This is a genomic window from Sphingomonas endophytica (assembly GCF_014199415.1).
Lineage (GTDB): Bacteria > Pseudomonadota > Alphaproteobacteria > Sphingomonadales > Sphingomonadaceae > Sphingomonas > Sphingomonas endophytica.
The window spans coordinates 111,468-125,742 of the sequence record NZ_JACIJN010000002.1 but is presented as its reverse complement, the minus strand read 5'-3'; the positions used below and the strand labels follow the sequence as shown (position 1 = coordinate 125,742).

The window sequence follows — 14,275 nt, the reverse complement described above, 5'->3', positions numbered from 1 at the left end:
GCGTAGCCTTCTGGCAGCAAGACGGCGGCGACCCGGCAAATGGGCGCCGCCGTTTTTCGTGGTGGAGGGACCGGGGAGCGCCGATGGCTGAGTTGTTCGGATTGATGCAGGACACCCCGCTTACCGTCGACCGCTTCCTCGATCATGGCGCGACCTGGCACGGCGACCGCGAGATTGTCTCGCGCGAGGCGGACGGCAGCATCACCCGCGCCGATTACCGCCAGCTCCACCATATGGCCAAACAGGTCTCCGACGCCTTGCTCGCCGCCGGCATCGCGCGCGGCGACCGCGTCGCGACGCTCGGCTGGAACGGTGCGCTCCACATGGCGGCGTGGTACGGCACCACCAACATCGGGGCGGTGCTCCACACGCTCAACCCGCGGCTGTTCCCCGAACAGATCGCGTGGATCGCGGCGCATGCCGGCGACCGGCTGCTGCTCGCCGATCCCGCCTGCGCCGCGCTCGCCGCGCGGCTGGTGCGCGACGTGCCGTCGATCGAACGGGTCGTGTTTCTGTGCGACCGCGCCGCATTGCCGGCGACCGACTATCCGGCGGTCGCGTTCGACGACTGGATCGCGCCGCACGCCGGCACCGCCACATGGGGCGGGTTCGACGAGCGGCTGGCGTGCGGGCTCTGCTACACCTCGGGCACCACCGGCGATCCCAAGGGCGTGCTCTACTCGCACCGCTCCAATTACCTGCACACGATGATGGCGTTGCAGGCCGATGCGCTCGCGCTGACGCAGCGCGACACGGTGCTGCTGGTGGTGCCGATGTACCACGCCAACGCCTGGGGCGTCGTCTATGCCGCGCCCGCCGCGGGCGCGAAGCTGGTGCTGCCCGGCGCGCGGATGGACGGCGAATCGCTCTACGAGCTGATCGAGCAGGAGGGCGTCACCTTCTCCGCCGCGGTCCCGACCGTCTGGCAGGGCTTGCTCCAGTATCTGCGCGGCACCGGGCGCGCCTTCTCCACCCTCCACCGCGTCGTGATCGGCGGCGCGGCGCCGCCGCCGGCGCTGATCCGCGCCTTCCAGGACGATTACGGCGTCGAGGTCGTGCAGGGCTGGGGGATGACCGAGACGTCGCCGCTCGCCACCCTCTCCGCCCCGACCGCCGAGGTACTGGCGCAGCCCTATGACGAGCAGGTGCGGCGCAAGGCGATGCAGGGCCGGTTGCAGGTCGGGCTCGATTTCCGGCTGGTCGACGACGCCGGGCACGCGCTGCCGCACGACGGGCAGACCGCCGGGCGGCTGCTGATCCGCGGGGCGACGATCACCAGCGGCTATTTCCGCGACGACACGCCGGTGCTCGACGCCGACGGCTTCTTCGACACCGGCGACGTCGCGACGATCGACGCGGCCGGCTACATGCACATCACCGATCGCGCCAAGGACATCGTCAAGTCGGGCGGCGAGTGGATCAGCTCGATCGAGATCGAGAATATCGCCAGCGCGCATCCGGCGGTGGCGATCGCGGCCGTCATCGGCGTGGCGCATCCGAAATGGGACGAGCGCCCGATCCTGCTCGTCCAGCCCGCGCCGGGACAGACGCCGGACAAGGCGGACGTGCTCGCGTATCTCGACGGCAAGATCGCGCGCTGGTGGATGCCCGACGACGTGCTGGTGGTCGACACGATCCCGCTCGGCGCGACCGGCAAGATCGACAAGAAGCTGCTGCGGCGCCAATTCGCGGATTATCGGTTGCCGGGCTAGTCGCTCAGTGACGTAACCTGTCCGGGAACACCCCGCCCCGCCACCTCGTTACGCTCCCGACCACCGATAAATTGAGAGAAGCAATGGCGGACGCGATCAGGACCGCGCGCGGCTGGCTGCACGATCTGCCCGGCTGGCTGTCCGGCATATTCTATGTGGCAGCGGCGCTGGCGCTCGCGCTGGTGCTCCACCGGATCGTGATCTGGGTCGCGCGCCGCGCCACCGCCGCGCGCCCCGACAGCGCCAGCGCCTTGTTCGTCGAACGCATCCGCAAGCTGCTGCGCTGGCTGATGCTCGCGATCGCGCTGGCGGCGGTGCAGCCCGCGCTCGACCTCACCCGCGGTCAGGCGACCCTGTGGGGGCGGATCGCTGCCTTGCTGGTGCCGGGGCTGATGGGCTGGTGCGCGATCGTCGCGGTCGGGACCGTCACCGACGTGATGATCCGCCATGCCGACATCAGCGTCGCCGACAACCTGCGCGCGCGCCGCCGTCGCACGCGGCTCGGCATCTTCCAGCGGATCATCATCTCGGTCATCATGCTGGTGACGATCTGCACGATGCTGATGACGATCCCCAGCGTCCGCAGCCTCGGCGTGACCCTCGCCGCCTCGGCGGGCCTCGCCGGCCTCGCGGTCGGCGCCGCCGCGCAGCCCGCGCTCAAGAACCTGATCGCCGGCTTCCAGATGATCTTCACCGAGCCGATCCGCATCGACGACGTCGTCATCATCGACAACGAATGGGGACGGATCGAGGAAATCCGCCTGACCTATGTCGTCGTCAAGATCTGGGACGAGCGGCGGCTGGTCGTGCCCGTCTCCAAATTCCTCGAACAGAGTTTCCAGAACTGGACCCGCCAGTCGAGCGCGCTGCTGGGCAGCGTCTTCTGGTACGTCGACGCCGGAACCGACGTCGAGGCGCTGCGCGCGAAGCTCGGCGAGATCGTCACCAGCAACCCGCGCTGGGACGGACGGTTCTGGAACCTGCAGGTCACCGACGTGAAGCCCGACGGCTCGGTCGAGCTGCGCGGCCTCATGACCGCCAAGGACGCCTCGACCGCCTTCGACCTGCGCTGCGACGTGCGCGAGGCGTTGCTGGCGCACATCCGCGCCGAACAGCCCGGCGCGATGCTCCGCCGCCGCGCCTATGTCGCGCTGGAAGGCGCCGGATAGATGCGGTCGCGCCCGGCCTGCTTGGCCTCATAGGCCTGGCGGTCGGCACGATCGAGCAACGTCACCAGCGTGTCGTGCGGGCGCAGCTCGGCGATCCCGCCACTCACCGTCACCGGCGGCAGGCCGGGGCCGAGCCGCGTCACCGCGACGCGGAACTCCTCCGCGACCCGTGCCGCCCCGCCGAAGCCGGTGCCGCCGAGCAGCGCGACAAATTCCTCGCCGCCCAGCCGCGCGATCAGCGCATCGCGCGGCGCGGTGCGCGTCAACGCCTGCCCGACCGCCTGCAGCACCGCATCGCCGGTCGCATGGCCAAAGCGATCGTTGACCTGTTTGAAATGGTCGAGGTCCAGCATGATCGCCGCGATCGCCTGTCCCTCGCGACGCGACAGCGCGATCAACCCGGCGGCGCGGCGCTCGAACCCACGCCGGTTGGCGATACAGGTCAGCATGTCGGTCTCCGACTCCGCGCGCGTCGAGCGTAGCACCGCACGCACGATCATCAGCAGCACCGCCAGCGCGCTGGCGATCGTCAGAAGGCCGCCCAGCGCCTGCGAGAACAGCGCGTAGCTGCTCGCCGCATAGTCGCGCATCGTCGCCCCCGAACCGAAGGCGGCGGCGAAGAACGGCTTCACCAGGAAATGGCTGGCGGTCACCGCGAAGATGATCCCCAGCGCCGCCCACGACGGATCACGCCGTTCGCGCACCGCCCGGATCGCCATCACCGTGCACAGCAGCAGCATCGTGTAGAACGGAAACTGGTAGACGAGGCCGTAACCGATCGAGTTGCGCGCACCGTCGACGAGCATCACCCGCCCGAACAGCGCGACGACCGCGATCGCCGCCGCCGCGCGCGGCGGTCGCCGCCCGCTCAGCTGCGCCACGCCGAGCGTGAAGCACAGCATCGACAGGACGAGCGTCAGGTAACTGGTGGCGGTGAACAGCGCCGGGGTCGACGCGAACCGCACCCCCAATTCGCTCAGCGGCGAGAACAGCCCGATTGCGTAAGTGGCGCAGAACCAGCCGCTGGCGCGCTGTTGCGGATAGGAGGCGCGCAGCACCGCGAACGTGGCCGCGAACAGCATCGCGACACAGGCATTCACGATCAATGCATAGACCGCACCGCTCACGCACGTACCAGTATCGTTGCCACTTGGCAGTTCGTGCGACGAAGATCGCGCGGCAGCAACCGGAAGATCATCCGCGCTGCGGATTTATTTCATGTCAGCTGCCGACATCGGCGGGGATCCTGCTCTTCTCCAGCGCGGTCAGGAAGGTCTTCGCCCACCATGTCACGTCGAATTCCTGCACCCCCGCCATCAACTTTTCCCAGCGCCGCACGCGTTCCTCGCGCGGCATCCGCAGCGCCTGATAGATGGCGTCGGAGACTTCCTCGGCACTGTACGGATTGACCAGCAGCGCGTCTTCCATCTGCTCGGCCGACCCCGCGAACCGCGACAGCACCAGCACGCCGGGATCTTCCGGGTCCTGCGCCGCGACATATTCCTTGGCGACGAGGTTCATCCCGTCGCGCAGCGGCGTCACCAGCCCGATCTTGGCAGCGCGGTAGATGCCGGCAAGATGGTCGCGCGGATAGCCCTGATTGACGTAGCGGATCGGCACCCAGTCGACATCGGCATAGGCGCCGTTGATCCGTCCCGACAGCCCTTCGAGCGACTGGCGGATCCGCTGATAGCTTTCGACCGACACGCGGCTGGGCGGCGCGATCTGGAGCAGGAACACTTCCTTGCGCTCTTCGGGATGCTCGTTGAGGAACCGCTCGTAACCGAGAAACCGCTCCTCCAGCCCCTTGGAATAATCGAGCCGGTCGACCCCGACGATCATGTCGCGCCCGTCGGCGCTGTCGCGCATCCGACGGTAGGCGAGCCGCGCCGGCACGCTCTTCGACATCTCGGCGAATTCGACCGCGTCGATCCCGATCGGGCAGGCGATCAGCTCGACCTGACGATCGCCGAGCCGCGCGATATTGCCCTCGATCGTCGCGCCCATGTCGTGCCGGGCGAAGTCGCAGAACGACTCGAGCCACTCCTCGGTGTGGAAGCCGATCAGATCATAGGCGAACAGCGACTCGACCAGCTCGCGGGCGTTGGGCAGCGTCCCGAGCAGCCGGCGCGGCGGCCACGGAATGTGCAGGAAGAAGCCGATCCGGTTGGCGCAACCACGCGCCCGCAGCTCCGCGCCGAGCGGGAACATGTGGTAATCCTGAATCCAGATCACGTCGTCCGGCTCGATCAGCGGGCGCACCGTATCCGCGAACCGCTGGTTGGTCCGCTTGTAGCCACCCGCAAAGTCGCGCTCATATTCGGCCAGATCAATGCGGTAATGGAACAGCGGCCACAGGGTCCGGTTGGCGTAGCCGTCGTAATATTCCTGAACGTCCTGCTCTTCGAGGTCGACCGTCGCGGTGGTGACGCCGCTGTTGCGCTGGAAGTTGATATGGCCGTTGAACTGGTCGGTCTGCTCCCCCGACCAGCCGAACCACATGCCGCCGCGATCGCGCAGCGCGGCGGCGAGCGCGACCGCCAGCCCTCCCTGTGCGCCGGCGGTCGAGCCCTTGGGCGCGGTGACGCGGTTGGAGATGACGATCAGGCGATTCAACGGATACTACTCCACGGTTTACTGAGCATGGCGGCGCAGTTGATCATGCCGACCAACGAATAGGTCTGCGGATAATTTCCCCACAACTCACCGCTTTGCGGATCGATGTCCTCCGACAGCAGCCCGGCGGCGGTGCAGCGCGACAGCATTTCCTCGAACAGCGCGCGCGCCTCGTCGCTGCGCCCGGTTAGGAACAGCGCCTCGATCAGCCAGAAGGTGCAGACGTTGAACGCGGTCTCCGGCAGCCCGAAATCGTCCTCGGTATCGTAGCGCAGCATCGTCGAGCCGCGCCGCAACCCCTTCTCGATCGCGACCAGCGTATCGAGGAAGCGCGGATCGTCCGCCTCCAGAAAACGCAGGTCGAGCAATTGCAGCACGCTGGCGTCGAGGTCGTCGCCGGCAAAGGTCGCCGACATGCGCCGCGTATCCTCGCGCCACGCCGCGCTCTCTATCCGCTCCCGGATCACCTGAGCGCGCTCCGACCACAACGCCTCGCGCTCGGGCAGCTTCAGCCGCTCGGCGGCATTGGCGAGCCGGTCGCACGCCGCCCAGCACATCGCGCTCGAATAGGTATGGACGCTCTGCCGCGTGCGCAGCTCCCACAGCCCGGCGTCGGGCTGGTCGTAATAGGCCCAGGCGCGCTCGCCGACCCGCTCCAGCGCCTCGAAATCCTCGATCCCGCTCTGGCGGAACAAGCGGTGGTCGAAGAAGGCGTGGACCGAGCACAGCACGATCTGGCCATAGGCATCGTGCTGGATCTGCTCGGCGGCCTGATTGCCGACGCGCACCGGCCCCATGCCGCGATAGCCGCCAAGCGATTCCTCGATCCGCTCGGGCAGCTGCGCCTCGCCCAGCACCCCGTACAGCGGCTGGATGTGTCCGCCGCGCGCGCCATCGACGATGTTGCGGAGGTAGCCGAGATAGCCCTCCAGCACGTCGAGCGCGCCGAGCCGGTTGAGCGCCTGCACCGTATAATAAGCGTCGCGGATCCAGCAGTAGCGATAGTCCCAGTTGCGCTGCGACCCGGCATGTTCGGGCACCGAGGTGGTCAGCGCCGCGACGATCGCGCCGGTTTCCTCATGCTGGCAGAGCTTGAGCGTAATCGCGCAGCGGATCACCACTTCCTGCCATTCCAGCGGCACCGCCAGCCCGCGCACCCAGCCCTGCCATTCCTGCGTCGTGCGGTACAGCATCAGGTCGACGGTGCTGGCGAGATCGCCCTGGAAGCTCTCGTCCGGTCCGAGGAAGAAGTGCAGCGGGCGTTCGACGCGGAAGGCATGTTCGCCCTGCACCATCGCGATCGGCGCGGTGGTGGTCAGCCGCAGCGCGATCGTGTCCATCAATAACCGTAGATGGTTCGATCCGCCAATCTGCTCGCGGCATCCCCCGCCCCAGCCGCAGGTCGGGCGCAGCGCGATGCGAACACGCGGGCTGCCCTCGATCGGCCGCACGATCCGCGCAAACGCGACCGGACGATAGGTGCGTCCTTCGCGCTGAAAGCGTGGGCAGAAATCGATCACCTCGATCGCGCCGCCGTGGGAGTCGCGATGCGTGGTGACGAGGATCGGCGTGTTGCGGATATATTCCTGCTCGATCGACACGCTGTCTTCGAGGCAGATCCCCCAATAGCCGGCGTCTGGCTCTTCACCGCCCAGCAGCGCCGAGAAGAGCGGATCGCCGTCGACGCGCGGCACGCAGCCCCAGACGAACCGTCCCTCGCGATCGACCAGCGCACTTACCTGGCAATTGCCGATCGGCCACAGATCCAGCGTCGTCATGTCTTCTCCCTGCATGCGGCATCAAGCCACGCGAGCACGTCGGCGACGCCCTCGACCCGGTAGGTGGCGGCGGTGTCGCGCGCCGGGCCGACCAGCACGCCCGCGCCACCCAGTGCGGCGGCAGCGGCGAAGCCGGCCTCGTCGGTCACGTCGTCCCCCACAAACACAGGAACCGTGCGCTGCCGTAACGGTTCCCGCATCAGCAACTCGACCGCCGCGCCCTTGTCGCGCCCGGCCATGCGCAGCTCGACCACCATCTTGCCGTGCTGGAGATGCAGGTCATGGACGGTGGCGAGCTGTTCGGCGAGCGCGGTCATCGCCGCGCCGGCCGCGGGCGCACCGCGGAAATGCAGCCCGACCCCGAACGGCTTGTCCTCGACCAGCGTGCCGGGATGATCGGCGGCGAACGCCTGCGCCTCGGCCAGCGCGGCGTCGAGCGCGGCGGAGCGGTCGGGCGCGGTGATTCTGCCGTCCTTCGCGGCGACCTCCAACCCGTGGCTGCCCGCGATCGGCAGCGCGGCGGGCGCGACCAATGCGCTGATCTCCTGCACCGGCCGCCCGCTGACGATCGCGACCCCGCCGGGCAGGCTTTTGCCCAGCCGTTCCAGCAACGGCGCCACGTCGTCGGTGACCTCCACCCCGTCCGGCGTCTCGGCGATCTCGACCAGCGTCCCGTCGAAGTCGAGGAACAGGCTGGCGTCGGTCAGGAGCGAAGGCGGCGGCGGCGCGAGGTCGGTCATGCACGCTCAAACCCGGCACGCCCCGTTTCGATGCAAGCGCGCAACGATTACCGGCCGGTTGCGATCTCCACGGGCGGGTCGGCGGCCCGCACCAGCGCGCCGGAGCGCCAGCGATCGTACGCGGCGAAGAAATCGGTGAACGGCGCTTCCAGAACCGGCAACCGCTGCGCCGCGAACATGGGTATTTCGGATGACGGCACGCTCCCGATCGACGCCAGAGCGTCACGCGCCGCGCCGCAGAATCCCGCGTGCGCGAAATCCTGCGCGAAGAAATTGTACAGCCGCGTCATCTGGTCGTCGAACGCGTCCTCCCACTGCGTCCCGCGGGAAGCGCGATATTCCTGCTGCAACGCCTTTTGCGCCTGTGCCAACTCGGCTTTGCGCGCAGTGAGCAAGGCGTTGTATTCATTGACCATCACCGCCTGATCCGCGCCGTGGCACGCCAGCACCGCGACGTTGAGCGCCGCGCGCAGATGCCAGACGCTACCCGCCGCCGACAGCTTCACATTGGGGGTCGCCCACCGCCCGTCCGCCAGCTTTGCCGGGATCCGCATCCCCGCCCGCGCCCCTGCCGGCATCGGCGCAAGTGTCATCTTTACAGTGGGTTGCGACGGCGGCGGCGGCGGTGCGGGCGGCGGCGTGCGCGAACACGCCGCCGCAAGAAGCGACGCCGCCCCGACGGCGAACAGGCGCAGGCGCATCGTAAAACCCCTTTTCGAACGCGACCTTGCCGCGATCCCATCGCGGGGCGGCCGGCGATAGAGCCGAGCCGCCGCGCCGTGCGTCAGACGGGCCGAGGCGAGTCGCCCGCGCAGGCGAGGGTCAGGAGCGAGGCTTATCCCGCCCGCTTTTCAAACGCCTGCGCCGCTTCTGCCATCAACGTCGCGATAATCTCGGCGATCGGCTCTTCCTTGGTGACCATTCCGACCGACTGCCCGGCCATCACGCTGCCATGCTCGACGTCACCGTCGATCACCGCGCGCCGCAGCGCCCCCGCCCAATAATGTTCGATCTGCAATTGCGCCTCGACCATCGCGACACTGCCTTCGTCGAGCGCTTGCGCCACCTCACGCTGCCGCGCCGTAAACAACTCACCGCCCGCGTTTTTCAGCGCGCGCACCGGGATCACCGGCAGCCGCGGATCAAGCTGGACGCTCGCCACCGCGTCGCGCGCCGAGGCGCGGATGAACGCCTTCTTGAAATTGGCGTGCGCGATGCTCTCGCTCGCGCAGACGAAGCGCGTGCCGAGCTGCACCCCCGCCGCGCCCATGTCGAGATAGCCCGCGATCGCCTCGCCGCGTCCGATCCCGCCCGCGACGAACACCGGCACCGCCTCGGCCAGTTCCGGCAGCATTTCCTGCGCGAGCACGCTGGTCGACACCGGGCCGATATGGCCGCCCGCCTCCATCCCCTCGATCACCAAAGCATCGACGCCCGAGCGGACCAGCTTCTTGCCCAGCGCCAGCGTCGGCGCGAAACAGATCGCCTTGGCCCCGCTCGCCTTGATCGCCTCCAGCGAACCCTTCGGCGGCAGCCCGCCCGCCAGCACGACATGCCCCACCTCGTGCGTCGCGCAGACCTCGATCAGCGCGGTCAGATCGGGGTGCATGGTGATCAGGTTCACGCCGAACGGCTTGTCGGTCATCGCCTTGGTCGCGGTGATCTCGGCATCGAGCAGCGCCGGCGTCATCGCGCCGCACGCGATCACGCCGAAGCCGCCCGCATTCGACATCGCCGAGACGAGGTGCCGCTCCGAAACCCATGACATCGCGCCGGCCATGATCGCCACCTCGCTGCCGAGGAAACGCGCGCCGCGCTCCATGCGCGCGGCGAGCCGCTTTTCACCGAAGCTGGAGGCGGAAACGGCCGGCGCGGCGGCGGTCAGAATGTCGGTCATCGCCCCTGACTAGGCGGGGTGTCGACCGCTGGCAACACAGCCGCTCGATCAGTGCCCGCGCAATCGTTCGCAGTGATCGAAAATTTGCACGGAGAACGGCAGCAATCCGTACTTTTCGGCACGCCGCGGACGTGTCACCTTCCTGTCATAAGAAAGAGGATGAGGACCCTGAAAATGACCGCCGGCTATAATTTCTCGTCGCGTCGTCGCTTCGCCACGCTGGCGGGGCTGGCCGTCGCCAGCTGGGGCGTCATCGCCGTGACGATCGACGCGCTAGTACAAATGGCCCGCTGACGCGGAACCGTCACCGATCGGCCATATCGCCGTCACTGCGGCGAGACAGGCGCGTCACATGAAGGCGGCATAACGGCGGCGAGGGAGAGCCGCTCATGCCGCCGATCGCCGCCACGCTTGCCCCCGTCGCAGGGGGGATCGCCCCGACCACCGGGCATCTCGTAGACGTCGCCGACCTGTTCGATTTCACGCACTCGCGCCCGCATCGTCCCGAGGAGCCGGTCGGCGAGCGCCGCCGCTATCGCACGGTGTGGATCAGCGACGTCCATCTCGGCACGCGCGGCTGCAATGCGGACATGCTGATCGACTTCCTCGACCATGTCGACAGCGACACCATGTATTTGGTCGGCGACATCGTCGACGGGTGGCAACTCAAGAAGCGCTTCTACTGGCCCGCCGCGCACAATGACGTCATCTGGCGGCTGATGAAGCGCGCACGGCGCGGCACGCGGATGATCTATATCCCCGGCAACCATGACGAGATGTTCCGCCAGTTCGCGGGGCTCGACTTCGGCGGGATCAAGATCCGGCGCAAGGCGGTTCACGAGACCGCCGACGGGCGGCGGTTGCTGGTGCTCCACGGCGACGAGTTCGACGCGATCACCTTGTCACACCGCTGGCTCGCGCATGTCGGGGACGCCGCCTACACCGCATTGATGACGCTCAACCGCGCGGTCAGCGCGGTGCGCCGCAAGTTCGGGATGCCTTATTGGTCGCTCAGCAAGCACGCCAAGGCCAAGGTGAAGAACGCGGTCGCGTTCATTTCACGCTTCGAGGAGATCGTCGCCGAGGCGGCGGGCGATCGCGGGGTCGATGGCGTGGTGTGCGGCCACATCCACACCGCGGAGATTCGCGACATCGCCGGGGTCGCCTATTACAATGATGGCGACTGGGTGGAGGGGTGCAACGCGCTGGTCGAGCATTTCGACGGAACGATGGAGATCCTCAACTGGGGTGACGAGATCGCGCGGCGCGAGACGCCTACCGTCACCGCGCTTGCCGCCTGACGCGATGCGGATCGCGATCGTCACCGATGCCTGGGCACCGCAGGTCAACGGGGTGGTCCGCACGCTGGAGAATGTCGTCGCGGAGCTGCGCAACCTCGGACATGAAATGCTGGTCGTCTCGCCCGCCGACGCCCCGTCGATCCCCTGCCCGACCTATCCCGAGATCCGGCTGGCGCTGATGCCCCCGCCGACGATCGGGCGGCGGATCACGCGCTTCGGCGCCGAGGCGGTGCATATCGCCACCGAGGGTCCGTTGGGGATCGCGGCGCGGCATTGGTGTCTGTCGCGCGGCCTGCCGTTCACCACTGCCTATCACACGCAATTTCCGGACTATGTCGCGGCGCGCACCGGGGCCAATCCCGAGTGGGTATGGCGCTATGTCCGCTGGTTCCACACCCCTGCCGCGGCGGTGCTCGCCTCCACCCCGACGATCGAGCGGGCACTGGGCGCACATGGCCTCACCCGCGTGCGACGCTGGGGCCGCGGCGTCGCGCCGCTCTTCCGGCCGACGGGCGAGCGCAACGCGACCATGGCCGCGCTGCCCGGCCCGGTGCTGCTCCACGTCGGGCGTGTCGCCGTCGAGAAGAACATCGCCGCCTTCCTCGCCGCCGACGTCCCCGGCACAAAGGTGGTGGTCGGCGACGGCCCGGCGCGCGCGGCGCTCGAACGCCACTATCCCGACGCGCTTTTCCTCGGCGCGCTGTTCGGCGAGGCGCTCGCCGCGGCCTATCGCGCCGCCGATGCGCTGGTCTTTCCCAGCCGCACCGATACGTTCGGGCTGGTGATGATCGAGGCGCTGGCGTGCGGCACGCCGGTCGCGGCCTTTCCGGTCGCGGGGCCGGTCGACGTGCTGACCCCGGAGACCGGCGCGATGGACCCAGACCTCCCCACGGCGATCGCGCGTGCGCTGACGCGCGATCGTGCCGCCTGCGCCGCAGCGGGCGCGCGCTTCACCTGGCCGGCGAGCGCGCGGCAATTTCTTGAGGCGCTGCAACCGTTCGGCCCGGCGCTCGCCCGCGCGGCGTGAGCGCGCGCTTGCCCTAACGCGCGCCACGCACTAAGTCGCTAGGTAACAGGCGGCCGCTCCGGGAAGGGGCGGCCCTTTGCATTTATGGAGACTGTCCGCATGGCCCAGCCGCTCATGCCCCACGCGACCGCCTCGTGGCTCGTCGACAATACCGCGCTGTCCTTCGAGCAGATCGCCGACTTCTGCGGGCTGCACATCCTCGAGGTGCAGGCGATCGCCGACGACACCGCTGCGACCAAGCTGACCGGGCGCGATCCGGTACGCGCGCACGAGCTGACGCAGGACGAGATCGACAAGGCGCAGGCAAATCCCAATTATCGTATGACGATGACCAAGGGGCCGGAGCAGGTGCGCCGCACCAAGGGCCCGCGCTATACGCCGGTCAGCAAGCGGCAGGACAAGCCCGACGGCATCGCCTGGATCATCCGCAACCACCCGGAGATTTCGGACGGCGCGATCAGCAACCTGATCGGCACCACGCGCACGACGATCGCGGCGATCCGCGACCGCAGCCACTGGAACATCGGCAACATCACCCCGAAGGATCCGGTGACGCTCGGCCTGACCACGCAGCGCGAGCTGGACTCGGCGGTCAACAAGGCGGCCAAGGCGGCGGGCATCGAGCAGGCCCCGACCGATACCCGGCTGGACGGCGACCGCGAGGCGCTGATCGCCTCACTGCGCGCACAGCGCGAGCAGGCCGCGCGCGATGCCGAGAATGGCGTGACGAGCGATGCCCCTACGCGTCCTGCGTTCGAGGACCCGTTCCGCCGCTGATTTTAGGTGGCAAGCGCTGAGCTTCTACCGTCGTCCCGGACTTGATCCGGGACCTCGCTTCTTCCTTCTCCACCCGCAGGAAACAGCGGGCTCCCGGATCAGGTACCCGGGTAACGAACGATCGTCATTGCGAGCGTAGCGAAGCAATCCAGGGCAGGATCAGGACGCCCTGGATTGCTTCGCTACGCTCGCAATGACGGCTATCGAACGGGGAAGCGTTTTACCGCCCGCCCCAGCCCCCCTCAGATCGCGCCCGAGAAAGTGTCGCACACCCCCGGGTTGCCGTTGCTCTCGATCCCGCGCCGCAGCCACGCCTGCCGCTGCGCCGACGTGCCATGGGTAAAGCTGTCGGGCACCACACGCCCCTGCGCCTCGCGCTGCAACGTGTCGTCGCCGATCGCCTGCGCCGCGCGCATCCCCTCCTCGACATCGCCCGGATCGAGCCGGTCGCGGTTCATCGACGCCCACACGCCGGCGTAGCAATCCGCCTGCAGCTCCAGCCGCACCGACAGCGCGTTGCCCTCCGCCTCGCTCGCGCGCCGCTGCGCCTGCTGCACCTCCGACGACGTACCGAGCAGGTTCTGGATGTGATGGCCGAATTCATGCGCGATCACGTAATATTGCGCGAAGTCGCCGCCCGCCTTGTACTTGTTGGCCAGCTCGTCGAAGAAGCTGGTGTCGAGATAGATGCCGCGGTCGGTCGGGCAGTAGAATGGCCCCATTGCCGACATCGCCGCACCGCAACCCGACTGACCGCTGCCGCTGAAGAATTGCAGCTTCGGCGGGCTGAATTGCTGGTTCTGGCTCGCGAAGATCTTTTCCCACGTATTCTGCGCATTGCTGAACGCGCGACAGGTATCGCGGCGCGCGGTCGAGGCGTCGCAGACCTGTTGCACCGTCTCGCGCGACGGCGCACTGACCTGTGGCGCGGTGCCGCCGCCCCCGCCGAGCATCCCGCCGAGATTGCCGAGCCCGCCGAATACCGCGAGCAACAGCAGCACCACCACGATCCCGCCGCAGCCGAAGCGGCTGCCGATCATCGGCAGCAGTCCCAAAAGAAAACCGCCGCCCCCGCCGCCGCCGAGCCCGCCCCCACCGCGGGCCTCGCCGACGTTGATATCATTGTCATAATCGTCGAGCCGCATGGAATGCCTCCCCTGAAAGGCGGGTCGTTACCGTCGCGGCATGAATGCGCGCACCCCGCCGCGGGTTGCAACCGCCGCGCGGCTCGCCGATTGGTGATCGAAACACGGCAGCG

Annotated in this window: 13 protein-coding genes; 6 read left to right on the top strand and 7 right to left on the bottom strand. The window is 68.3% G+C overall.

The annotated features are described in order from the left end of the window. The first annotated feature begins 83 nt into the window (after window positions 1–83). Complete coding sequence (locus tag FHS97_RS03370; RefSeq protein ID WP_221233097.1) at window positions 84–1,712, top strand: long-chain-fatty-acid--CoA ligase; 1,629 nt, start codon at window positions 84–86, stop codon at window positions 1,710–1,712. 83 nt (window positions 1,713–1,795) lie between these two features. Next, the gene (locus FHS97_RS03365) at window positions 1,796–2,881 is read left to right on the top strand and encodes a mechanosensitive ion channel family protein (protein WP_184033233.1); all 1,086 of its coding nucleotides are present in this window, start codon (window positions 1,796–1,798) and stop codon (window positions 2,879–2,881) included. Here the strand turns inward: FHS97_RS03365 and FHS97_RS17675 are convergent. From FHS97_RS17675 to FHS97_RS03335, 6 genes are all read right to left on the bottom strand, one after another. Next, window positions 2,854–4,008, bottom strand: a complete 1,155-nt coding sequence (locus FHS97_RS17675; protein ID WP_221233096.1) for a diguanylate cyclase domain-containing protein — start codon at window positions 4,006–4,008, stop codon at window positions 2,854–2,856. The two genes, FHS97_RS03365 and FHS97_RS17675, sit on opposite strands and share 28 nt — an antisense overlap. A gap of 94 nt (window positions 4,009–4,102) precedes the next feature. Then, the gene (locus FHS97_RS03355) at window positions 4,103–5,497 is read right to left on the bottom strand and encodes an alpha,alpha-trehalose-phosphate synthase (UDP-forming) (protein ID WP_184033232.1); all 1,395 of its coding nucleotides are present in this window, start codon (window positions 5,495–5,497) and stop codon (window positions 4,103–4,105) included. Beyond that, a complete protein-coding gene (locus FHS97_RS03350; RefSeq protein ID WP_184033230.1) occupies window positions 5,494–7,275 on the bottom strand; it encodes a glycoside hydrolase family 15 protein in 1,782 nt (593 codons plus the stop codon). The genes FHS97_RS03355 and FHS97_RS03350 overlap by 4 nt, the downstream gene beginning before the upstream one ends. Then, window positions 7,272–8,015, bottom strand: coding sequence for a trehalose-phosphatase (gene otsB / locus FHS97_RS03345; RefSeq protein ID WP_184033228.1), 744 nt, complete (start codon window positions 8,013–8,015; stop codon window positions 7,272–7,274). Before otsB ends, FHS97_RS03350 begins: the two co-directional genes overlap by 4 nt. Window positions 8,016–8,062: 47 nt before the next feature. Beyond that, window positions 8,063–8,608, bottom strand: a complete 546-nt coding sequence (locus FHS97_RS03340; protein ID WP_184033227.1) for a hypothetical protein — start codon at window positions 8,606–8,608, stop codon at window positions 8,063–8,065. A gap of 242 nt (window positions 8,609–8,850) precedes the next feature. Beyond that, window positions 8,851–9,837 (bottom strand): NAD(P)H-dependent flavin oxidoreductase, encoded by a 987-nt coding sequence (locus FHS97_RS03335; RefSeq protein WP_184034029.1) that lies wholly within the window; start codon window positions 9,835–9,837, stop codon window positions 8,851–8,853. A gap of 234 nt (window positions 9,838–10,071) precedes the next feature. Here FHS97_RS03335 and FHS97_RS17610 point away from each other — a divergent pair, with 234 nt between their 5' ends. From FHS97_RS17610 to FHS97_RS03320, 4 genes are all read left to right on the top strand, one after another. Then, window positions 10,072–10,206, top strand: coding sequence for a hypothetical protein (locus tag FHS97_RS17610; RefSeq protein ID WP_260396382.1), 135 nt, complete (start codon window positions 10,072–10,074; stop codon window positions 10,204–10,206). Window positions 10,207–10,301: 95 nt separating this feature from the next. Continuing rightward, on the top strand, window positions 10,302–11,213 hold the full coding sequence (locus FHS97_RS03330; RefSeq protein ID WP_184033226.1) for a UDP-2,3-diacylglucosamine diphosphatase: 912 nt from the start codon (window positions 10,302–10,304) through the stop codon (window positions 11,211–11,213). A gap of 4 nt (window positions 11,214–11,217) precedes the next feature. Continuing rightward, window positions 11,218–12,240 (top strand): glycosyltransferase family 4 protein, encoded by a 1,023-nt coding sequence (locus FHS97_RS03325; protein ID WP_184033225.1) that lies wholly within the window; start codon window positions 11,218–11,220, stop codon window positions 12,238–12,240. 99 nt (window positions 12,241–12,339) lie between these two features. Next, window positions 12,340–13,017, top strand: a complete 678-nt coding sequence (locus FHS97_RS03320; protein WP_184033224.1) for a DUF1013 domain-containing protein — start codon at window positions 12,340–12,342, stop codon at window positions 13,015–13,017. Between the two features lie 242 nt (window positions 13,018–13,259). Here FHS97_RS03320 and ypfJ read toward each other — a convergent pair whose 3' ends face one another. After that, window positions 13,260–14,162, bottom strand: coding sequence for a KPN_02809 family neutral zinc metallopeptidase (ypfJ, locus tag FHS97_RS03315; RefSeq protein ID WP_184033223.1), 903 nt, complete (start codon window positions 14,160–14,162; stop codon window positions 13,260–13,262). Between the last annotated feature and the right edge of the window lie 113 nt (window positions 14,163–14,275).